Here is a 20658-nt window from a genome sequence, read left to right as displayed (position 1 = left end):
GCCATTCCCTTCACTTGCGGGGTTGTGGGCAGCTTGATCGGAGGCCGAGTTTGTGATGCCCTTTCGCGGCGCGGTTATTCCACGATCCAAAGCTGCAAGATTCCCCTGGTCTGCGCCTTGTCCGGAGTGGTCCTCTGCACGGTGCTGGCGGCATACAGCTCAAGCAGCTTTCTGGCGGTGGTCTATATCTCCATATCCATGTTTCTCATCATGGCTGGAAGCACTGCCGCTTGGGCTATGGCCACCGTCGCTGCACCACAAAACTACGCCGCGTCGCTGGGCTCCATCCAGAATTTCGGCGGGTACCTGGGGGGAACTCTGGCCCCCACGGTAACGGGCTATATGGTCCAAGCCACAAAATCCTTCCAGTCGGCACTATTGGTGGCCGCCGGGGTCGCCCTGTTAGCGGGTTTAGGGCACCTGCTCCTGGCGAGGAAGCCTATTTCGCTGGCAGAGGCCGAAAAATCGCACTGAAAGGAGCTAACATCTGCGGGCTGGGGGCATCTAAATAAACGGAGGATAGTTCAGGAAGAAGTCAGGCTCTGAAGACCCGTTGAACCTGATCGCAGCAGGACAGCCAGGATCCGGGCTGTAGCGGGCAGGACGGAGAGATAGCCAAAGTTGCCCAGCAGCATTGGGTGAGCGGCTCCCTAACACTGGGGAACTCCCCTGAGGCTCGATCACCGGGTCTCCGATAAAAAACGGGAAGGCCAAAAAAGGCGTCGCGAGACGCCTTTTGTTTTGAGTAGCTGATCGGCTGAATGGCGATAGCTGCCGTAGGACATCAGCATCACACCAACCCGTGCAAAGGGGACCGCCTGCCCTCAACCTTACGCCGGTTCAACACCCGATTTTCGGTGAGCGCTCACCCGCCCGCCGGCGGGATGAATGTCATACTCTGCAATACTGATAAACGCCGATAAGCGCGTCGGATCCAGGGAAACAAGAGACCCGCCCGGCGGCGCCGGAGCTACCAGGTGCGCTTTTTCGCGGGGCGGCGGCGCACCATGTACTCGTCGAGTTCCTGGTCAGACGGAACAGAATGGTGGGGGAGTGGTTGCTCGGGGCATTCCTCGTCCAGCGCCTTTTGCAATTTCTGATAGCAGAATGCGGCAGCATCCTGATAAGGGAAATGGTGTTCAGAAAAAGCACGGTTGGAAATACTTAGGACGAACTCGCGGTTCCCTTGTTTGTGGTCGACGAGACGGTAAGAGTACTCCCGTCCGCTCGACTTTAACTGGAATCCCAGGTATTGAATTTGGATGGACATTTTCCGGTCCGGGAAAGGCTCAGGCCCGCGCCTGGCCTGCCAGCCGGGACGCGGGCCTGATGGAAAGGTTCGCTCTAGAGCTTCGTTACGTTTTCCGCCTGGAGCCCCTTGGGGCCCTTGGTGACCGTGAATTGCACGGATTCACCTTCGGCCAGCGACTTGAAGCCTTCCGCCTGGATGGCGGAATGATGCACAAATACATCATCACCCGTCGCGCGCTGGATGAATCCATAACCTTTCGAGTCATTAAACCATTTTACGGTTCCTTGTTCTTTGTTCATAAATGTCCTGCTTTTCCTTTGTTTGCATTCAAATCAACTTGTTCTGCTCTCGCAACCACTCTCCAAAAACAAGAAACGCCACAAAATCGGAGATTCTGTGGCCAAGGTTCAATGGTGTTCGGTCACAAAAACTGATCAAGCATCTTTTAGTATATCACCTTAGCGCCAAGTATCGAGAAAAGGATTTTGCCGATCCGCGGCGAAGCGGCCCGACGTCAGGAGGATGGACCTGCCATGACCGCTGGTTTGGCTTGTCGAAGGGAACAGGGCTGGTAATCAATTACCGGCAGCTACTTGAAGGCTTCGGCATGATGGCGCACATCCGCGCCTTCTACAAGGAACACGACGTCTTCAGCGATGTTGGTGGCGTGATCGGCAATGCGCTCCAGGTTACGGGCAACAAACATCAGGTGGATGCATCCGCGAATGGCAGAGGGTTCCGCCTCCATATAGTGCACAAGTTCGTCATAAACGGTGTCTCGCATCTGGTCAACTGCGTCATCGGACTTCATGACATTGCGGGCCAGGCTCCCATCCCTTTTGATAAATGCATCGAGGCTCTCACGCAGCATGGACTGCACCAGGTTAGCCATCTGCGGCAAATCGATTAACGGCTTGATCGTCGGTTCGTGCATCAGCGAACTGGCGCGCTCCGCGATGTTCACGGCGTGATCGCCCATTCGCTCGAGGTCGCTGTTGATCTTGATCGAGGAAGTAATAAAGCGCAAGTCGGTGGCCATGGGTTGGTGCAAAGCCAGCAGGCCCGTGGCCAGATCGTCGATCTCGATTTGCATGCGATTGACGCGGCCTTCATTTTCCATGACCTGGCGGACCTGCGCCTCGTCCTTTTCCACCAGGGCAAGCACGCTGCGGTAGATGGACGACTCAACCAGACCGCTCATTTCAAGCAGCTTCTTCCGCAGCTCGTCGAGTTGGATTTCAAAATGGCGCAATGGCCGCTCCCCCGCCGTTAACCGAACCGGCCAGTAATGTAATCTTCAGTCTCTTTCCGCGCAGGATTCTTGAAAATGACATTGGTCTTGTTGAACTCGATGAGCTTCCCCAGCAGAAAGAATCCCGTCTGGTCCGCCACCCGCGCCGCCTGCTGCATATTGTGGGTAACAATTACAATGGTGCAGCTCCCCATGAGAGCAAAAAGCAATTCCTCAATCTTTGCCGTGGCGATGGGGTCGAGCGCCGAACACGGTTCATCCAACAACAGAACTTCCGGATCGATTGCAAGGGCACGCGCAATGCAAAGTCGCTGTTGCTGCCCGCCCGACAGCGCGTAAGCCGACTTGTGGAGATGATCTTTGACTTCGTCCCACAGGGCGGCGCGCATCAGGCTCCTCTCGACCACTTCTGCAACCTGCGCCCGGCGGATCGTTCCGTTGATCTTTAAACCATAGGCGACATTTTCAAAAATCGATTTTGGGAAAGGGTTCGACTTCTGGAAAACCATCCCGACGCGGCGCCTGAGATTGACGACGTCCATATCAAAGATGTTCCGGCCGTCCAGCAGGACCTCACCTTCTGCGCGGGTGCCGCGGACGGCTTCGTGCATTCGATTGAGGGTCCTCAGGAAAGTCGACTTACCGCAACCGGATGGCCCGATGAGGGCAGTAATTTTGTTCTCAAGGATCTGGAGGCTGACGTCAAAAAGGACCTGCCGAGGCCCGTAGTGGAAATTCAGCCGGTTGACAGCAATCTTCAGCCCGGACTCACGAGCCTCTTTCTCAGACTCCTCAAGCGGCCGTTCGTGCCCCGGCGCTCCGATCATCACCTCCGGCTCAGTCACCTTTCCCATAGCATTATCACCGCAGCGCCGGACTCTTTCTAGACAATATCAGTCGCGCCCCAACATTAGCAATAAGCACCAGCATCAGCAGGATGAAGCCGGCAGCCCACGCCTGCCGGTGCCAGTCTGGGTAGGGCGATATGGCGTATTGGTAAATCATGACTGGAAGCGAAGCTGTGGGCTGGTTCAGCCCATGGCTCCAGAACTGGTTGTTGAAACTTGTAAACAGCAGCGGTGCAGTCTCTCCCGCCACCCGGGCAAGCCCCAGCAGAGCGCCAGTGGCGATGGCGCGAATTGACGCAGGAATCACAATCGTGGCGATTGCTTTCCATTTGCTCGCACCCAGGGCCAGGGCGCCTTCGCGCAGAGGGTTGGGCACGGCCCTCAGGAAATCCTCCGTACTGCGCAGCACGATGGGAATCAGCATCACCCCCAAAGCCAACCCGCCGGCCAGCGCTGAAAAGTGGTGCATCGGCAGGACAACCACGGTGTAAGCGAAAATACCCATCACGATGGAGGGAACTCCGTTCAATAGGTCTGCCGAATACCGCACCAGGAAGCTAAACGTCCTGCCACCGAATTCAGCCAGGTAAATGCCCCCGAGCAGGCCCGTGGGAATACCCGTAATCGCCGCGATCAGAAGCAGCTTTGCGCTCCCCACGATGGCGTTTGCCATCCCGCCGCCCGACTCGCCCACTGGCGCAGGCAGATGGGTGAGAAAAGTCCAGGTCAGATACTGCCATCCGTTCCAGGCAAGATACCCGAGAACAATCAGCAGCACAGAGACGGACAGCAGGGCACATAACCCCGTGAGGGTAAGCATGAAGGCGTTGACGAATTTTCTCCAGCCAAGCCGGGAATTCATGGGTGCCCGGTTCCTCGTCTTGTGGTCACCACAATCAGCACACGTGCTAGGGCATTGATTATGATTGTCACCAGGAAGAGCACCAGTCCAAGTTCGATCAAGGACTGGAGGTAAAGGTTTCCCGTAGCCTCGGTAAACTCGTTGGCGATGACGGCCGCAATCGTATAGCCGGGGGCAAACAAAGAAGAGCTGATTCTTGGGTCATTTCCAATCACCATGGTGACTGCCATCGTTTCGCCCAGGGCCCGGGCCAGCGCCAGGAAAATCGACCCATAGATTCCCGTCTTTGCATAGGGCACCACCACCCTCCAGGTGGCCTCCCAGCGGGTTGCCCCCAATGCCAGGGCTGCCTCACGCTGGTCAACCGGTACAGCCAGCAGAACTTCTCTCGATATCGAAATGATGAAGGGGATGATCATGATGGTCAGGATTACACTTGCGGCAAGCAACCCAATCCCATAAATCTGGCCCTGAAATAATGGCAGAAAGCCCAGCGTAGCCTTCAGAACGGGTTCGACTTCCGTCCGGAGAAATGGTACTAGCAGGAAAATGCCCAGCAACCCGAGGATCACGCTGGGTACGGCGGCCAGAAGTTCGATCACAAAGGCCAGGCGCTGCGAAATCCGTGGAGGGGCAAGTTCCGCCAGAAATATAGCTGCTCCAACTCCCAAAGGCAGCGCAAGCCCCAGGCTCACTGCAGAGGTAACCAGTGTACCAAAAATGAACGGTAGCGCCCCAAAGTTCTCAAGGACGGGGTCCCAGGTGCTCGTCACAAGAAAGCGCCACCCGAAACGCTGGCGGGGTAACGCCGAATGGGTCCACAATTCATAGACCAGCAGGACTGTAATCAGAACAACGGCAGCGGCGAAGGCTAGGGTGATCAGATGAGCAATCTCGTCCCCGCTCCGGAGCCTCTGAATGTAGGAGCTTAAACGGCGTCTGGGTGCTCGGAACCGAGGCGGGATCGGAGTTTCGGCCGAAACAGGTATGATTGACATACTACGTGACCTGGCACAAGGATGAACGGCCCAACGGCTAAACACCTACCGCGTGCGGATTCGCGATGACGTGTCCCATTCATGGGAACCTGACAGGACGACTGCTGGCAGGCCGCAGCAGATTTCGAAAGCGGAGCCGCTGCTTCGAAGCTCACTAGGTTCCATGCAGCCACGTTCCGGCAATCCGGGCAAGCACACGCACTCCCTTCTCCAACCGGCGGTTGATTAATTGATCAGGGAAATGTGCTGCATATCGAGCTGCTTCACTGAGTCGGGCAATTGAGCGTAATCGAGACTCTCCACCATACCCTGGCCGTCAGTCAGCATCCAGCGCAGGAAGTCCTTAATCGCGTCCCGCTTGGTTGCGTCGGGAATGTGAATCGGGATCAGCAGATACGTAAAGCTGCAGATCGGGTAAGCGTTCTTCCCCGGTGGGTTGGTAATCGAGACCCGGACATCTTTCGCCATTTCACTCGCAGCACCTGCTGCCGCCTGCCCGGCTGTTTCCATACTGGCTTTAACGAAATTTCCCGAAGAGTTCTGGACAAGGCCGAAGGACATCTTGTTTTGGAGCGCGTAGATCAGCTCCACATAACCAATGGCATAAGGCGTCTGGCTGACCAGACCGGCCACACCTTCGTTGCCTTTGCCGCCCAAGCCGACCGGCCAGCGGACCGAAGTATTGCTGCCCACCTTTGATTTCCAATCCGGGCTGATCTTCGAAAGGTAGTCGGTCCAGACAAAGGTAGTCCCGCTGCCATCGGAGCGATGAACGACGGTGATATCTTTGGGTGGAAGCGCTACTCCGGGATTGTTCTTTTGGATCTCTGGCGCGTTCCATTTGGTGATCTTGCCAAGATAGATGCCTGCCAGGGCCACCGGCGTGAACCTCAACTGCTTGTCGATTCCTGGAATGTTGTAGCTGGGCACTACTGCACCCAGCACTGTGGGGAACTGTACGACGTGCAGGTTTAGTTCCCGCAGCATTTCGTCCGTGAGGGGAACATCCGATGCTCCGAAATCCACCGTGCCTTCGTGGAGTTGCCGGATCCCGCCCCCGGAGCCAATGGACTGGTAATTGATAGCCACGTTTGGATGAAGCCTTTGGTATTCGCTAAACCACTTGGAATAGATGGGATAAGGAAAGGTGGCGCCAGCGGCATTCAGCGTGAGCATACCTGAAGCTGAGCCGGAACCTGACCCCTGCCGGTTACAAGCACTGAGCAGCCCCATCAATGCCAGCGTCACAGCCAAGCCTGCGATAGTGCCTTTAAGTCTCATTTTGATATCGGTTCCTTCCATGAGATTGGTGGTCAATTGTTACAGGAATGTTAAGGCCGTGTTACGAGTTCATTAAAGTAGTGTGGCAGACTGGAACCTCTTCATATTGCACCCCAAGCTCTAGTAGTTGAACTGGGTCCAGATCACAATTCCGTTCGTGTCTGGCCCCGTCTGCCCCTGGGGATGGATCCAGTGAAAACTCTGGTCGCCGAACGCAACATCGAAGTGGTCGTTGACCTTGTAGGCGATGCCACCAACGGTGCGCTGGAAATCCAGCGGGTTATCCGCCAGGCCGACCGAAGAAGGCTGGAAGTTTGTGTTCGGCTGAATGTACTGAAAGAGGCCCCACAGTGAAAACGGCGAGTGGCCCAGGCGCGCGTGGCCGAAGACGTTGAAGCCTTGCTGCCGTGTGTGAGTTCCACCGAGAACGGTTCCCGCCAGGGTGTTGAAGGGGTCGCCTGCTGCCGGGCCGGCGCCTGAGAACACGTTGCCCGTACTCGTCGCGTTGCGCCCGAGCTGATACTCGAAGGCGATCTGGTATGCCTTGTCATGGCTCTGATAATGCACCAGCAGCGACAAGCGGTTGAGGGGTGTGCTTATCTGTGAGGGCAGCTTCGTGTTGTAACCGTAGTTTTCAAACGCCGTGAATCCCAGGCCCGTCCGGTCCTCGGTTGTGCCGAACGGATAAAAGGTCAGCCGGCCCATGACCTGCTTTTTGTCGCTCGTTTCGAGCGAGTGGAAGCTGGCCGTATTGAAGACTCCCAAATCGTAGTCCAGGTACTCTTTTCCATTCCATTCGAGGGGACCGTGCAGCTTGACTCCGTCATAAGTCGAGCTCAAGCTCAGGTAGTTCCAAGGCACGAGATACGTGTATCGGTGGCTGCTGAGAGCCTCTTCCCAGTCAACAAGGGGTTCCGTCGTCTGACCCAAGGTGAGCTTGGCCTTCTTGAATGCGCCATTGCCAAAGATATTTTGCAAGTCGACGAAGCCATATTTCAGGCGGAACGCGAGGCTGCCGTCACTTGCGCGATAGATGTCGGGAGTGATGCGCAAGGTGACCTTGTCATTTGGCGAGTAAAAGAAGTTGATGTAGCCCCGCGTTAATTCAAAGGCGTTGAACCCATCGTTTCCCGGGGCAAGGTGGGTAGTGGGCAAGTCCTGAAACGCTGGACCGAAGCCGGTCTCATTGTAGTGCGAGAAGTTACCGTAGAACGTAGCGCCGAGCTTGATGTCCTGCGTGGCAACGGGCCCCAGTTTTTCATGCTTCTCTGCTTGAGCCGGCACGGGTTGCGCGGCATTTGATGCGTTCAGAAGATTGCTGGATGACGTCTTCGAGGCCGTTTCGCTCTCCACTGTTTCGGAGTCGGTGGGAACTAATGGACTCAGGCTTGCCACCTCTGCCGCTGACGGGAATTGCGGAGCAGCTTCTGATGCTGAGGCCGTCGTCGCCGTGTTCGCTCGTCGTGCGGCTGATGCCGCCGCATTCGGCGCCGGCTGGGCGACGGGCGCTTCCGCAGTGGAATGCGCAGTGATTGCAACCTGCGCCTGCAACCGATTCATCGCCTGGAAAAGCTGTGCAATCTGTTCCTGCTGGAGCGCCAGTTGCTTCTTCAATTGGGCGATCTCGTCCGCCCGGCCAGCCGGACCTTTCTGACTTGCTTTCGCCGTGTTCTGGTCCCGCTTCTTCGATTTCGCGCGTTTGCGATGATTGAGAGGCTTCGTGGGAGCCTTTGGTATGTCTCCGGCCGGGCTCGGCTTTTCCGCTGCCCATGTGAGGACCGCGCCTGACAGGCAGGCGGCGAGGAGTGCAGCGCCCACGCGCGGCCATGACTTGTTCACTTTGGAATGCATGTCTGCTCCTTGTCTGTTCTCAGTACTCTCATATGGGCCGAGGCCGAAGAAAACTGAAAGTTTGTTGTCAGCACATGACTCGGCCACGCGGTGAAGGTGTAGAAAGGGTCGTTTCTGTGGTGAACCAATAGGGCGGTAATTTCACGCTTCGAAGCAAGGCCTCCTGGTACGTTAGTTCTTTTCACGCTCCCATCATGAAGGATGAGTGTTAAGGCTTGATGACAGATCGATGAACGTGCCGTTACATTCCAGGCCTGGGCTGCAGCCAGGGTTGAACCAAAGCGACGGCCTCGTGCGAGCAGGAGCAGAGAACCTGGAATCTATGCAGGTTGCAGGATTCCAGAAGGCACTTTAGAGCGAAAGCTGGCGCGGCAAAACAAAACACTCGAAGATGCGTTCTCGACGCGTCGTTTTTGGCCGGTAGCAACGGAGATCGTTCCGCGCTCGTTTCAGGCGGATCAGCCACTGACGCGAATTTCGTATTCTGGCGGGGTCCCGTCTTACCAGTTGGTAATCGATCCGTCAGGACGGCGGAACATGGGAATGGGACGCGAATTCTCCGTGATTTCAGCCGCCAGCCTGAGCGGTTTCGTGTCGAGCTCCACTCCAAGCCCCGGCCGGCGGTTGGGCCAGAGTTTACCGCTTCGAAAATCGTAGAATTGCGGCAGGTGGTCGTAATTGTGGACGCCGTTGCCCAGCATCTCCATCATCACTGGCCCGGCGAAAACTCCGCAACAATGGACCAATGCCGCTTCTGAAACCGGACCTGTAAAGTGGGGGATGAGCCCGACGTAATGCGCATCACACAGTGCGGCGATTTTCATATATTCGGTGATGCCGCCGACGTTCGGCAGCGTCACCCGCGCATAATCGATCAACTGGTTTTCGATGAGCCATCGGACGTCCCACTTGCTTCCAAACTGCTCGCCGACGGCGATGGGTACCTTGACGTGCGCGCGCAATTCGCGATAAACGCCGGGGTCCTCTGACCGCACCAGGTCCTCCGCAAAATACGGTTCCAGAGGTTCGATCAATGTGGAGAGACGGACCGCGTCCGGGAAATCCAGCCGGGTGTGATAGTCAAGCGCCCAGTCAGCGTCAGGGCCGACGCCGTCGCGAATTTCGACGCAGTCCTGATAGGTCTTACGGACCGCTTGGTGCGAATTGAAGGGCTGGCCGCTTGGCGGGTCAGCGGTGGCGTAGCGGAAGGCGCGGAACCCGGCTTCCACACAGGCGCGCGCAGTTTCCTTGAGGGTTCCCTGCTGAGGGAAACCGGTTGAGTAGCACTCCACGTGGTCACGCGAAAGGCCGCCGAGTAACTCATACACCGGAACACCCAGCGCCTTGCCCTTGATGTCCCAAAGCGCCAGGTCGATGGCCCCCAGGGCGTCCAGCTTTTCGCGGCCGGCAGGATAGAAGTAACCACGAAACATCATCTGCCACAAGTGCTCGATGCGCGCGGGGTCTTCGCCGATGAGCATGGCGGCGCATTGTTGGATGGTGTCCGGCGACCCGCCTTCGCCAATCCCAGTGATTCCCTGGTCAGTCTCCACGGTCACGATGTGGAAACTTTGATTGAAGGACGGCGGCGACTGGGGATTATGGTAAAAACGAATGCGCGTGATCTTCATTCCGGAACTCCTTGCCGGCGATGATGAGGAGGAAGGGCCCGCGGGCTTTGGTGTATCGGGCGCCGGTCCCGCACCTGCACTCCCGGCCACCGCAGCCGCACCGCCTAGTCCCGCTGTCTGAAGAAAAGTTCGGCGTTTCATCATTCGCCTCCCAGCTTCCAATGTGTAACGCCGCGCAACCCGTGCAGTCCTCCGAGTCGTCCATGCGTGCTTCCTCAGATAGCTGGCGGCACTGGCGAAAGCGACCTTAACCTTCTGCGAAGAAAATTGCAAGTCCGCGGGACAATGCCCCGGTTGACCCGCTCGAAGCGTGGGCCGCGGCGCCGGTCAGCACTAGGAGGTTTTAGGTGCCTGGGGCGGACAGGTGGGCAGAAGAATCGTGAACGTGGATCCTTTTCCCAACCGGCTTTCCACGCTCACAGCGCCGTTCATTCGCTCGACGGCATGCTTGACAATGGAGAGTCCCAGGCCTGTACCGCCCATTTCACGCGATCGCGCTTTATCCACCCGGTAGAACCGCTCGAACACCCGCGACAGATCAGTGGAGGGTATGCCAATGCCAGTGTCCGCGACGATGATGCGAACATGGCCACCGGCTTCTCTTCTGACCTCCACACGAACTTCGCCGGAGGGACGGTTGAACTTGACGGCGTTGTCGAGCAGGTTCACCAGCGCCTGTTCCAGGCGCCCTCTTTCCGCAAGCACTTCGGCTTCATCCAGTTCGCCGCTGGTAAGGGCAACCCCGCGAAGCCGGGCCGCTGGCTCGATCATCTTCAGGGCCGCATCAACAGCCGAGCGCACGGAAACGGGCCTTGATTCAGCGGCGGGCCTTTCCGATTCAAGCTCCGACAGCGCCAGCAGATCTGACGCGATGTTGCTCAGGCGGGTGGCGCGGGACTTGATGATCTCGACAAATTGTCTGTTGTTTTCCTCGTCTTCCAGCGCGCCGTCCAACAGAGTTTCGGCATAGCCGCTGATGGCGGTCAGGGGAGTGCGCAGTTCGTGCGAAACGTTGGCGACAAAGTCCCTCCTAACGCGCTCTAATCGCTCCAGGTCGGTGATGTCGTAGAAAATCGCAATGGCGCCGCCTTGAACCGTCCCTGCGAGCGGGGTCACCTGCACTTCAAAGGAGCGCCCTTCTGCGCCGGCAAGCCGGACCCGCCGCTTCAAGGGCTGGAAGGATTCCAGCACATGCGTAAACATACTCAGCAGTTCGGGGTCGCGCAAGACATCCAGCAGAGACTGGTTCTCCGGTATGGAGTCTGAAGTCCCCACGACGCGGCGGAACGCATTGTTGCAGAACGTGACCCTGAGCTTGCTGTCCACGGCCACCACTCCTTCCACCATGCTGGCAAGAATGCTTTCGCGCCGCGCGGATTCCAGACTCAGGCGGTCAACCAGCTCACGCAGCCGGGAGCCTGTCCGATCGAGCGCGCGCGCGAGGTCACCCAGTTCGTCGTTCCCGTACACCAACGAGCGCTGGGCGGAAGGCGTTTTGTCCAGGTCCTCAGCAAACGTTTTGAGGCTTTTGACGCGACGTGTAAAAGACCGCGAGAAGAAATATGCAATTGCCAGCGCGAGAAGCAGAGCAACCAGCGAGGCAATCCAGATTTCATTGTGCAAGGCCGCGGCCGCGGACGTGGCATCCGTCAGCGGGACTTGCAGTTGCAGAGCATATGCCGGTTTCCCCTGGTAGACAAGAGGTATCGCCAGGTAAAACTGCTCCTGGTTAAGCTCAGGGTCAGGCCGCACCGCCATCCCCGGCGTTCCCTGGAGGGCCTTTTGGACTTCCGCAAAGTCGGCGCGGCTGGCGAACCCCTTCGAGATCCCCTGCGAGTCAGCGAGAACGATACCCTGAGGATCGATGATCGCCACGCGTGCATGCGAACGGACCTGTGCTTCACGCGACCAGTTCTCGAGGGCCGACGGCGGGACCGTTGCCGCCTCCCCTGCAAGGACCTCCGCTTCCACCTGCAACCGGCGATGGATATTCTCAGTTTGAAGCTGGGCGGTGAAACGGATGAAATAAATATTCATGCCCAGCAGCGTTCCTGCCATCAGGAGAAAAGAGGCGATCAGCAGTTTGCGGAATATCGGGCTGGTCAAGGCCATGCGCGTCCGGAATAGGGGCCGGCTGTAAGCTCAATCCTCGCGAGAGTCTGCATCGCCGGGAAAGAACCGGTATCCGGACCCTCGCACGGTCTGCACGTACTGAGGCGACCCTCCACTTTTTTCGATCTTCTCTCGGAGACGCCGAATGTGGACGTCCACCGTGCGAGGGGTCACAAAGCGGTCCGCGCCCCAGACGTTGTCAAGCAACTGCTCGCGGGTGAACACACGCCGGGGCTGAGAAGCCAGAAAGTGAAGCAGCTTGAATTCGAGCGCGCTTAATTGAATGAGACGGCCGCGAACCTTCACTTCGCGCGTCCCCGAGTCCAGCCGCAACTCTGGCAGTTCAATGATCTCCGCCTTGCCGGGCACGGCCTCCCGGCGGCGCAGGACGGCCTTTGCACGAGCAACCAGTTCTCGCGGGCTGAAAGGCTTCACAACATAATCGTCGGCCCCAAGCTCCAATCCAACGACACGGTCAATTTCTTCACCTTTGGCCGTCAGGAAAATAATAGGCAGCCCTTTCAGGCGTTCATCCGCCCGCACCCGCCTGCAAATCTCCGTGCCGTCAACATCGGGCAGCATCACGTCGAGGAGGACCAGGTCAACGGAATTATGGCGGATGTATTCCAGTCCGTCCCTGCCGCTCGAAAAACTCTCGATGTCAAATCCTTCCTTCCGGAAATTGTACCGGACGAGATCGACAATATCTTTTTCGTCTTCTATGATGACAACTCGCTGACGCACGGAGGGATTATAGCATCCGCTACTTCTGCCAGATTGGAACTTGATAAAGCAAAGCCCGATGCTCGCGATCCGCGTAAACACATCCGGCGAAAAACGGGCGGTGGCCTGGCATGGCGCGCGGACACGTCACCACGTATCAGCTTCGTTTTTTCGCGAAGCTGATCGCTTTCAGCATCACCCCGTTGCTGGGGATGACATTCCCAAAATGGTTTTCAAATCCCTTGACCGCACCACGAAATCCTGTTGATCCCTTCAGATTGACTTCTCGGATCACTTGGCCCAGACGCGGACTTGGCCATTCGAACGCAAAAAAACTGATGGAATCTGTATCCTCTCTGCCGCAAGCTACTTCATCGGCTCCGTAGCAGTAGGCTCCCCGGCGGGGATGGCTACGCCAGTTCCATTCGAGAATGTTGACGCCGTAGCGAATGGGGATAACCTCAGGCAAGCCGTCGTCATAAACCACTTCATACCATCCCAAAAGGTCCGCGGAGTCGCGCATGTCCCAGATCAGGCGGTAGGCTTCTTTGTTGGTGGCGGGCCGAGCGCAGGCGTGCAGAAAAATCAGACCGGTGGCGTCTTCTCCAATTCGGATGCCTTGAACCTCGCGTGGTAATGGGTTCGGCGTTTCACCTTCCGCGCCCACCATCACGAGAGCATTGCCGCTGACAGCGCCAGGTGATTCCAGATCAAACACCCGGTTGCCCATCGTTATTCTTCCGCCGCGCATGCCGCTGAGGTCAACTGAGAAGACCAATTGCCGGAGGGGCGTGTTAAACGAGGGGGAGATGTTGATGGGCGACGCGGGATCGCCTGCTTCGCTGGGCGTTGTATCTCCGCTGAGGTCCCGCCGCAGACCCGGAATGGAGGCCTGGACGGTGGAAGAAAGTTGCGCAGGTTCCATAACGCCGGTTGACCAGAGAAGACTGCTGCAACCCAAAAAGCTATAAATCAGATCTTTCCCGAAGTTGAACTCGTTAGTCGCTTCCCAGGCTGACGGAGCGCCACCGATGATCGTGGAACGCTTGATGCGCTCAGGGTAGTTCTGTACGTCCGGCTCCATATTTCCATAAATCTGGCGAAATCCGAAATCATCCAGTTGTGCTTCGTTACTCCTGCCGTTCTCCTTCTCGGACCAGAACCAGTTGAAAATCAGGATGTCTTTGGGGACCAGTTCCTTCACCTGCTGCGGAGTCATAGCGCCGGGCGAGTGGTAAACCCATCCGTCGTGGGTAACGTGCCTGCGCAGCCCTTTGCCGCGTACGCTCTCCAGCAGATAATCGCCCCAGATTGCCATCTTGGTGTTCTTGTTTGCCAGATACTCATGGACCTTGATGAGATCATTGCCATAGACTTCTCCAGGATTTTTCGATTTGCAGCAGGGGCACAAGCCGAAAGGAGCGAACCATTCGTCATGACCTGCGTGGACCAAGCTGGGTTTCATCACCTCCAGAAATTCGTCCATCACTTCAAACAGGAGCTTGTAACTTTGCGGGTTCGACGCGCAGTACGTATCCGGCCATTTGTCGCCGGGAACCTCCGACAAATCTTTGTGCCGGGTCAACAGGTAGAAGGCATGGGTCAGCGACGGGATGGCAGGAATGACTTCAATCGAGTGATGCCGGCACCATTCAATCAGGTCAGCCACTTCAGCCTTCTCAAGGAATGCTCCGTCCCCGCAGTCCTGATGTGAAGAATTCTGTTCCCTGCCGTGCAAGGGGCCCGGCGGGTAATTGCGGCGGCTGTAGTTGGTGTCGCGCGTAAACTCCACCCAGCCTTCATTCAACTCCGGGTGGCTGTCGAAACGCATACAGGCGTTCATTTCCATAACAACTGTATTGAACTTGTACCGAGCCATGAACTCGCGCACAAAGCGCTTGAACATGGGAAGGTTGTCCCGGCCAGGCACGTAAAGGTAAATCCCCCGAAATGGCTTGTCAGGCCAATCCCGTACCTGCACGCAATTAACCTGGAGTTGGCCCTCCCCTTTCCCGATCAATTGCCGGAGTGACTGCAGGCCGTAGAAAGCTCCGCGGTCGTCAGACCCGGCGACCACGATTGAATGGTCATCAACCTGGAGGTAATATCCTTCGGGACCCGGACTGGTAGCGCTAACGTCCGGTCGATGCTGACGGCAAAACTCACGCACCAGGGGATTGTTAATCGATCCCATCAGGATGAAGCGATTGCCATTGGGCAGAGAATTTTCATTCCGGACACGAGGCTGGACTCCGTAGCGGTCGCTCAATTCCTCGACCAGATGACGCGCCAGGCGCTGATCATTTTCGGAAGCTGCGCCGGGAAGGATGATCGTGCTCTCCTCGTTCAGCAGGAAACGTCCAGTTGATTCGGTCATCTCATGGGGCTTGGGAAATATCCCTACCGGGTCCGCAGGGCCCATCGAATCTCCGCCTCCAAGTTGTGCGTCCGGCATTTCGCCCTCAAACGCGCTACCAGCGGCCCGGCTGGCGCCCGGAAGAATCGAGGTCGCCAGCAGCGAACCCGTCGTGCGGCCCAGGAATGAACGGCGATCGAATCTGTTTGGCATAGTGTCTCCTGCTCTTCGTGAGTTGTTTTACGCCGCCTTCTGAGTCGGGTTACGAGATGTTGCGGACCACTCGAAAGCCGTAATCCGTATACCGGAAATCTGGCGGAATGCTGGAGCGCGCGGCGCAACGGCTCGCCTTGATGTGGTGACGCCAGGCGCCTCCTCGCGATGCGCGCCGCTCACCGGACGGCGGACCCGCGGGATTACACTTCGGCGAGCAGGCATAGTATTCCTTCGAGTACCAGTCTGCACACCACTCGTGGACGTTCTCGCCCACATCATAAAGGCCAAATGGGTTGGGCGTGCCCTGGCCTACCGGCAGGGGCCCGGAAATCCTCCCTGCCCAGCGGCGAATGTATTCGCTGTGCGTCTCGGGCAAGTCATCGCCCCACGGATACCGCGCGCCCTCTTTCCCGCCTTGCGCGGCTTTCTCCCACTCGGCCTCCGTGGGCAGGCGATACTGCCGGCCACTCACTCGGCTCAACCAGCAGCAGTATTGATTGGCTTCAAGCCAGTTTACAGCCACCACCGGCTGGTCAGGATGGCTAAAGTCCCGACTCCGCCATTCGGGAGGCCCAGGATGGTCCGTGGCATCCATGAACACCGCCCAGTCGCGATTTCGGACCTGGAAAACCGCCATTTCAAACGGGTCGATCCAGACTCGATGGACGGGTTGCTCGTCGTCCCGACCGGCGGCGCAACCCATCTGGAAATCACCGGCAGGGACCAGGACGCAGCAAGGCTCAGCGAATTCGCTCATGCCTGTACACATCGTATTCGTTTCATGGACGTCTACGCATTTTGCGCCCTCACCTCTGGGGGTGCCGGCATCGTTTCAGCAGGACCGGAAATACAAATCCGGCGGTCAGCCGTTTAAGGGCCGGCGGTCGCCATTCACTTGAGTGCGGCCTCGCCCTTCAACAGCCCCAAGCCAGTAAGGATGGACCGCAACTCCTGGCGGTCTGCTTCAGGAAGCGGTGCAAGCGGTGGCCGAACGCGACCAGCATTCAGTCCGCAAAGATTCATGGCTTCCTTGATGACCAGGGTCCTGTAACCGGGTCTTTTGACGCGAAGGTCATAAACTCTCATCGTCTCCCGATCAACTACGCGCGCGGCGGTTTCCAACTCTCCCGCGCGAAGGTGCGCCAGAATCTTCCGGCAGGTCTCGGGCATAAAGTTCACGATGCCGCTGGTAAACGCTTTGACGCCCAGGGCGAAATAGCTGGGAGCGAGAATTTCTCCCACGCCGCAAAGCAGCGCCATCCGGTCTCCAACTGCTCCCCACTGGCGGACGAACTGGTCCATATCTCCGTGCTCGTCCTTCATCCCGACAATATTCTGAACCTTCGCCAGACGGCGGAGCAGCGAAGGGCTGAAATTGGTGGTGTGCGTCTGAAACAAGATCACTCCCAGCTTCGTCGCCGCCGCGATGGAGTTGTAGTATTCAAAGAGACCATCTTCGTTGGCGTGCGTGAAGTATGGTGGAAGCACCAGGACACCGTCGGCGCCATAGGATTCCGCGGCTTGCGCCAGATCGCGGGCGATGGGCACAGTGAACCCGACGCCCACCAGCACGGGCTTTTCGCCTTGGACCTCTTCCACCACGGCCCGCCCGATTGCTTTGTGCTCCTCGGGCGATAGCGCATAGATCTCGCCGTTGCCCGCCAGCGGGACCACCACCTCACAGTGCTCGGCCAGGTATGCCGCGTTCTGCCGCAGCGCCTCGAAGTCAACGTTGAGGTCTTCGCGGAACGGAGTCACGCCAAACCCGACGATTCCTTGCAGCGCTGATTTTAATTCTGTACTTTCAAGTGGCATTCTGGGCCTCCCGCTAACAAGAGTAAGGTCTTCTTAAGGTCGCATTGTCTGGCGAGGAAAATACTTCCTCAAATTCAAACGGCGCCTGGCCGTCCGCCCTGTGGCGAACAATTTGCTGCCCGTGGTAGTGAATTGCGTTAGTATTTCCCAAAGAAAGAGCATTCTATTACATTCAGGAAAGAAAGAGGAGCATCGGGGGAGCTGAAGAAAGAATGTCGAAGAAACACCAGGCAACGGTCCAGAAGCAATTTACGGACACAGCAGAAGCTTTCGCAAAGTTTGCCGTGCGGGACTCACCCGAGATCATTGCGGAGAAAGTCCGGTTCCTGAAGCCCCAGCCCGAAATGCTGTTCCTCGATGTGGCCTGCGGGCCAGGAGGCCTGGTTGTCGCCATGGCTCCGGGGCTTCGATATGCATATGGAATGGACCTGACGCCCGAGATGTTGCGCCACTCGCGCCAGTTCCAGGCCGAAAAGCAGGCCGGAAACGTGGCTTTTGTTCGCGCCGAAGGAGAAGCGATTCCTTATCCCGACGCCAGCTTCAGTCTGGTGAGCTGCCAGTACGCGTTCCACCATATACCCAAGCCCGAACTTGTCCTCCAGGAGATGCTGCGCGTGACCAAGCCGGACGGGAGCATATTTGTGGATGACACTCTGGGCCCGGAAAGCGACGATAAGTTCGACCTGCACAACCGGATTGAAGTGGTTCGCGATCCCTCCCACACGCGATCGTTGCGGCTGACCACCTTCTTAAGAATGTTTGACAACTTCGGCCTCGAAATCGTTTCCCAGTCCTTCAAGCGGCACCGGCGTTCGTTCGACCAGTGGATGCTCCGCGCGGGGCACAAGCCCGGCGACAAACGGTACCTGGAGACCCGCAGGCTCATGGAGAAATCCGCGGCAGGCGATAAGGCGGGCTTTTCACCTCAGGTCCAGGGAGATGACATCGAGATTACCCACAACGAAGGGATGTTTCTGGTCGCCCGGCGCGCGGAGTCGTGAACAAAACCGTCGTCACGATCCGTATTCATTCTTCACGCTGCCCGCCTTAAGGAAAGGCCACTCGCCGTTGGCGCGGGCCCGGAAAAAGTAAGCGGCGGTGCCAAGCACGAACACCACAAGCGCAAACAACAGCGCTCCCCGCGCTGAAGTAGACAGAATATACAGCCAGCCAAACAGAGAAATAACGCCTGGGATAGGATAAAACCACATCCTGAATGGGCGTTCCATGTCGGGCCGCCTGAAGCGGAGGACAAAGAAGCCAACCGCTTGCGGCAAATACTGCAGAAGCACGCGCGTCGCCACCAGGCTGACAATCACCTCCGGCAGTCGCAGCAGGCTGAAGCCGGCGGCGATCACGCCGAGCGTCACCAGCGACACGTGAGGAAAATCGTGCTGGGGGTGCAGCCGGGCAAAGACTTTGAAGAAATTGCCGTCGGCCGCGGCGGCGTAGGGAATGCGCGAATACCCCAGCAACAGCGAAAAAGCGGAAGCGAAGGCGATCCAGAGCATCAGCAGAGTCATCACCTGGCCGGCAAAACGCCCCTGGAGCTTCTGGATGTACTCGGAAGCGATAAAGTGGCTGTGCTGCGCCTCTCGCCATGGAACCACGCTGAGAATCGAGGTGTTCATCAGAATATAAACGATGGCCACAGCCGAAATGGAAAACAGTATGGCCAATGGAATAATGCGTCCCGGCTCGCGAATCTCCTCAGCCAGATAGCAAACGTTGTAATAGCCGAAATAGTCGTAAAGCGCGTAAAGGGTAGCGTGTCCGAGGCCCGCCCAGAACAGCACATTCAGGTGGAAGGCGCCGGGCGGAAAATCAAAAATATGCGAGGCGCTAAGGTGAGGCAGTCCGGAGATGATGACCCAGAAGCAGCCGATCATCACGCCGCCCAACATCACCACTGACAGGTTGCCGACCGCGCGGATCCGCCGGTACAGCAGGAGGATAAGAAAAAGGGGAATGGTGGACGCAAACACACGCACTTCCCAGGGCGTCATGCTGGGGACGAGGTAATGGAAATAGTTGGCAAATCCGATGCTGCCGCTCGCCACCGACAGCGGCGCCGAAAACATGATCTGCCAGACGACCAGGAAGGAAATCCAGCGGCCTGCTCCGGCCGGGCCGAATGCTTCTCGCAAGTAGTGGTAACTTCCGCCGGCTCTGGGCATGGCGGCGCCCAGTTCCGCCCACACCAGGCCGTCGCAGAAAGCCAGTGCCGCCCCGAGAAGCCATCCCAGCATGGCCTGTGGACCGCCCATTGTCGCCAAAAAAAGCGGGATGGTGATGAACGGGCCGATCCCCACCATGTCCGTAATGGCGAGAGACGTGGCATGGAGGAATCCCAGGTCGCGCCGCAGGCCCGTTTTGTGCCCAGGTTCTGCCATTGTTCGTCCCGCAACCATCTGAAAGCGGCTGCCTGCTCAGGATTCGTGGTCAGTTGCGCGCTCTTTGGAAGGTCATGGGGCCTGTTCAGGAATTTTCAAGTTCGGGACGGTTCGCATCGTCCTCGTCCACGGACCCGATCTGTTCCCACGGCCGTCAGGGACGGGGCAGAATTCCATCTCATTCCCGGTGGAGGCTGCGCAGAATCTCAGACTTTACCTGCTGCGGAGGCTTGCGGCTTTTTGACCCCGAGAGGAGGAAATAGACGGACTGGGCGGCCTCACGAAGATGGTCCATGCAGTACGGGCAGCCACGCTCAATGTGGTCCTTCACCGGCGCTGCCTCCTTCGGCTTCAGCAGGCCCAGCAGGAACAGTTCATAAACGTCGTCTAGATACTGACACTCCATGTTCCCATCACGGCGCGCAGGCGGTGCCGCAAAAAGCGCAGCCCGGCACGCAACTCATGCTCAACCCGCCCCGGCGGCTGCTCAACCTGCCGGGCTATTTCGGTCTCCGTAAAGCCTTTCACAATCGCCAGTGTCAGCAACTCGCTTTGGGGCCTGGGGAGACGGCGAACTAACTTCTCCAGAAGGTGCCGTCGTTTTTCAACGTACTCAATGTCAACCGGGCGGGGCATCCAGGAATTCGACTTCATCAGCCATTGCACGCGGGTATGGGCAGTGGTCCGCAACCCTGCTTTCGAGCGTTGCCAGTCGACAGCTCTTGCGCGGGCCTCCAGTACCAGCCAGACCCTGACGCTGCCTCCTCCCGCCTCGATCCGCTTTGCATCGCGCCACAGACGGATGAAAACGTCTTTAAGGATTTCCTGCGCAGCCTCGCTTTCAGAGATGATTTCGGTGATCAGCCCAAAGAGACCGGGCGCTGCCACGTCATAGAGCTGAGCCAGCGCCGACTCGTCGCGCTGCGTGATGCCTGCCAGCAATTGCCGAACTGTAGGATCCTGGGCCATGTTTTCCAACTCGCGGAGCCCAAGGTAGAGACGTGATTCGTGGGAGATATCTTGTTCCAGCCCGTCCGAGAGAGAGCGGTTGACCTAGCTCTCGCCAAT

The 20658-nt window shown here is 57.8% G+C and carries 19 protein-coding genes; 2 read left to right on the top strand and 17 right to left on the bottom strand.

What is annotated here, in order from left to right:
• Window positions 1-474: MFS transporter (locus VFQ24_10455; GenBank protein ID HET9178763.1), on the top strand; the 474-nt coding region annotated here is incomplete at its 5' end.
• Between the two features lie 496 nt (window positions 475-970).
• Here VFQ24_10455 and VFQ24_10450 read toward each other — a convergent pair.
• The 14 genes from VFQ24_10450 to VFQ24_10385 all read right to left on the bottom strand — a co-directional run bounded on the left by VFQ24_10450 (window position 971) and on the right by VFQ24_10385 (window position 17197).
• On the bottom strand, window positions 971-1270 hold the full coding sequence (locus tag VFQ24_10450) for a hypothetical protein (GenBank protein HET9178762.1): 300 nt from the start codon (window positions 1268-1270) through the stop codon (window positions 971-973).
• Between the two features lie 74 nt (window positions 1271-1344).
• Entirely contained in the window at window positions 1345-1551 is a 207-nt protein-coding gene (locus tag VFQ24_10445) for a cold shock domain-containing protein (protein HET9178761.1), read from the bottom strand.
• A gap of 290 nt (window positions 1552-1841) precedes the next feature.
• Window positions 1842-2504: a phosphate signaling complex protein PhoU gene (gene phoU / locus VFQ24_10440; protein HET9178760.1), complete on the bottom strand. Its 663-nt coding sequence runs from the start codon at window positions 2502-2504 to the stop codon at window positions 1842-1844.
• A gap of 17 nt (window positions 2505-2521) precedes the next feature.
• Complete coding sequence (gene pstB, locus VFQ24_10435; protein HET9178759.1) at window positions 2522-3358, bottom strand: phosphate ABC transporter ATP-binding protein PstB; 837 nt, start codon at window positions 3356-3358, stop codon at window positions 2522-2524.
• Between the two features lie 7 nt (window positions 3359-3365).
• A complete protein-coding gene (gene pstA, locus VFQ24_10430; GenBank protein HET9178758.1) occupies window positions 3366-4214 on the bottom strand; it encodes a phosphate ABC transporter permease PstA in 849 nt (282 codons plus the stop codon).
• Window positions 4211-5212 (bottom strand): phosphate ABC transporter permease subunit PstC, encoded by a 1002-nt coding sequence (gene pstC / locus VFQ24_10425; protein HET9178757.1) that lies wholly within the window; start codon window positions 5210-5212, stop codon window positions 4211-4213. The genes pstA and pstC overlap by 4 nt, the downstream gene beginning before the upstream one ends.
• 225 nt (window positions 5213-5437) lie before the next feature.
• Window positions 5438-6493: a phosphate ABC transporter substrate-binding protein PstS gene (pstS, locus tag VFQ24_10420; protein HET9178756.1), complete on the bottom strand. Its 1056-nt coding sequence runs from the start codon at window positions 6491-6493 to the stop codon at window positions 5438-5440.
• Window positions 6494-6613: 120 nt separating this feature from the next.
• Window positions 6614-8344, bottom strand: a complete 1731-nt coding sequence (locus VFQ24_10415) for a hypothetical protein (GenBank protein ID HET9178755.1) — start codon at window positions 8342-8344, stop codon at window positions 6614-6616.
• 500 nt (window positions 8345-8844) lie between these two features.
• Entirely contained in the window at window positions 8845-9975 is a 1131-nt protein-coding gene (locus VFQ24_10410) for a mandelate racemase/muconate lactonizing enzyme family protein (protein ID HET9178754.1), read from the bottom strand.
• Between the two features lie 333 nt (window positions 9976-10308).
• On the bottom strand, window positions 10309-12087 hold the full coding sequence (locus tag VFQ24_10405) for an ATP-binding protein (protein HET9178753.1): 1779 nt from the start codon (window positions 12085-12087) through the stop codon (window positions 10309-10311).
• Between the two features lie 30 nt (window positions 12088-12117).
• Window positions 12118-12831: a response regulator gene (locus tag VFQ24_10400; GenBank protein ID HET9178752.1), complete on the bottom strand. Its 714-nt coding sequence runs from the start codon at window positions 12829-12831 to the stop codon at window positions 12118-12120.
• A 136-nt stretch (window positions 12832-12967) separates the two neighbouring features.
• A complete protein-coding gene (locus tag VFQ24_10395; GenBank protein HET9178751.1) occupies window positions 12968-15379 on the bottom strand; it encodes a beta-N-acetylhexosaminidase in 2412 nt (803 codons plus the stop codon).
• A 49-nt stretch (window positions 15380-15428) separates the two neighbouring features.
• Complete coding sequence (locus VFQ24_10390; protein ID HET9178750.1) at window positions 15429-16139, bottom strand: formylglycine-generating enzyme family protein; 711 nt, start codon at window positions 16137-16139, stop codon at window positions 15429-15431.
• 134 nt (window positions 16140-16273) lie between these two features.
• Window positions 16274-17197 (bottom strand): dihydrodipicolinate synthase family protein, encoded by a 924-nt coding sequence (locus tag VFQ24_10385; protein ID HET9178749.1) that lies wholly within the window; start codon window positions 17195-17197, stop codon window positions 16274-16276.
• Between the two features lie 212 nt (window positions 17198-17409).
• Between VFQ24_10385 and VFQ24_10380 the strand changes: the two genes are divergently transcribed.
• Window positions 17410-18198 carry a class I SAM-dependent methyltransferase gene (locus tag VFQ24_10380; GenBank protein ID HET9178748.1) on the top strand — a complete coding sequence of 263 codons (789 nt, stop codon included), beginning with the start codon at window positions 17410-17412 and terminating at the stop codon, window positions 18196-18198.
• 12 nt (window positions 18199-18210) lie between these two features.
• Here VFQ24_10380 and VFQ24_10375 read toward each other — a convergent pair whose 3' ends face one another.
• From VFQ24_10375 to VFQ24_10365, 3 genes are all read right to left on the bottom strand, one after another.
• Window positions 18211-19590 (bottom strand): APC family permease, encoded by a 1380-nt coding sequence (locus tag VFQ24_10375; GenBank protein ID HET9178747.1) that lies wholly within the window; start codon window positions 19588-19590, stop codon window positions 18211-18213.
• A gap of 178 nt (window positions 19591-19768) precedes the next feature.
• Window positions 19769-19996 carry a hypothetical protein gene (locus VFQ24_10370; GenBank protein HET9178746.1) on the bottom strand — a complete coding sequence of 76 codons (228 nt, stop codon included), beginning with the start codon at window positions 19994-19996 and terminating at the stop codon, window positions 19769-19771.
• Window positions 19978-20559: a sigma-70 family RNA polymerase sigma factor gene (locus VFQ24_10365; protein ID HET9178745.1), complete on the bottom strand. Its 582-nt coding sequence runs from the start codon at window positions 20557-20559 to the stop codon at window positions 19978-19980. Before VFQ24_10365 ends, VFQ24_10370 begins: the two co-directional genes overlap by 19 nt.
• Between the last annotated feature and the right edge of the window lie 99 nt (window positions 20560-20658).

This window comes from Terriglobia bacterium, assembly GCA_035712365.1.
GTDB lineage: Bacteria > Acidobacteriota > Terriglobia > UBA7540 > UBA7540 > SCRD01.
Note: the sequence above shows the minus strand (reverse complement) of the source record. Positions and strands in the feature narration are given on the sequence as shown.

Bases quoted from the DNA above. Each gene is read 5' to 3' on its own strand.
- VFQ24_10410 (HET9178754.1), bottom strand. From the start codon at position 9,975: ATGAAGATCACGCGCATTCGTTTTTACCATAATCCCCAGTCGCCGCCG.
- VFQ24_10415 (HET9178755.1), bottom strand. From the start codon at position 8,344: ATGCATTCCAAAGTGAACAAGTCATGGCCGCGCGTGGGCGCTGCACTC.
- VFQ24_10445 (HET9178761.1), bottom strand. From the start codon at position 1,551: ATGAACAAAGAACAAGGAACCGTAAAATGGTTTAATGACTCGAAAGGT.
- pstS (HET9178756.1), bottom strand. From the start codon at position 6,493: ATGAGACTTAAAGGCACTATCGCAGGCTTGGCTGTGACGCTGGCATTG.
- VFQ24_10405 (HET9178753.1), bottom strand. From the start codon at position 12,087: ATGGCCTTGACCAGCCCGATATTCCGCAAACTGCTGATCGCCTCTTTT.
- VFQ24_10370 (HET9178746.1), bottom strand. From the start codon at position 19,996: ATGGAGTGTCAGTATCTAGACGACGTTTATGAACTGTTCCTGCTGGGC.
- VFQ24_10390 (HET9178750.1), bottom strand. From the start codon at position 16,139: ATGAGCGAATTCGCTGAGCCTTGCTGCGTCCTGGTCCCTGCCGGTGAT.
- VFQ24_10385 (HET9178749.1), bottom strand. From the start codon at position 17,197: ATGCCACTTGAAAGTACAGAATTAAAATCAGCGCTGCAAGGAATCGTC.
- VFQ24_10380 (HET9178748.1), top strand. From the start codon at position 17,410: ATGTCGAAGAAACACCAGGCAACGGTCCAGAAGCAATTTACGGACACA.
- VFQ24_10395 (HET9178751.1), bottom strand. From the start codon at position 15,379: ATGCCAAACAGATTCGATCGCCGTTCATTCCTGGGCCGCACGACGGGT.
- pstA (HET9178758.1), bottom strand. From the start codon at position 4,214: ATGAATTCCCGGCTTGGCTGGAGAAAATTCGTCAACGCCTTCATGCTT.
- pstC (HET9178757.1), bottom strand. From the start codon at position 5,212: ATGTCAATCATACCTGTTTCGGCCGAAACTCCGATCCCGCCTCGGTTC.
- VFQ24_10365 (HET9178745.1), bottom strand. From the start codon at position 20,559: ATGGCCCAGGATCCTACAGTTCGGCAATTGCTGGCAGGCATCACGCAG.
- VFQ24_10375 (HET9178747.1), bottom strand. From the start codon at position 19,590: ATGGCAGAACCTGGGCACAAAACGGGCCTGCGGCGCGACCTGGGATTC.
- VFQ24_10450 (HET9178762.1), bottom strand. From the start codon at position 1,270: ATGTCCATCCAAATTCAATACCTGGGATTCCAGTTAAAGTCGAGCGGA.
- pstB (HET9178759.1), bottom strand. From the start codon at position 3,358: ATGGGAAAGGTGACTGAGCCGGAGGTGATGATCGGAGCGCCGGGGCAC.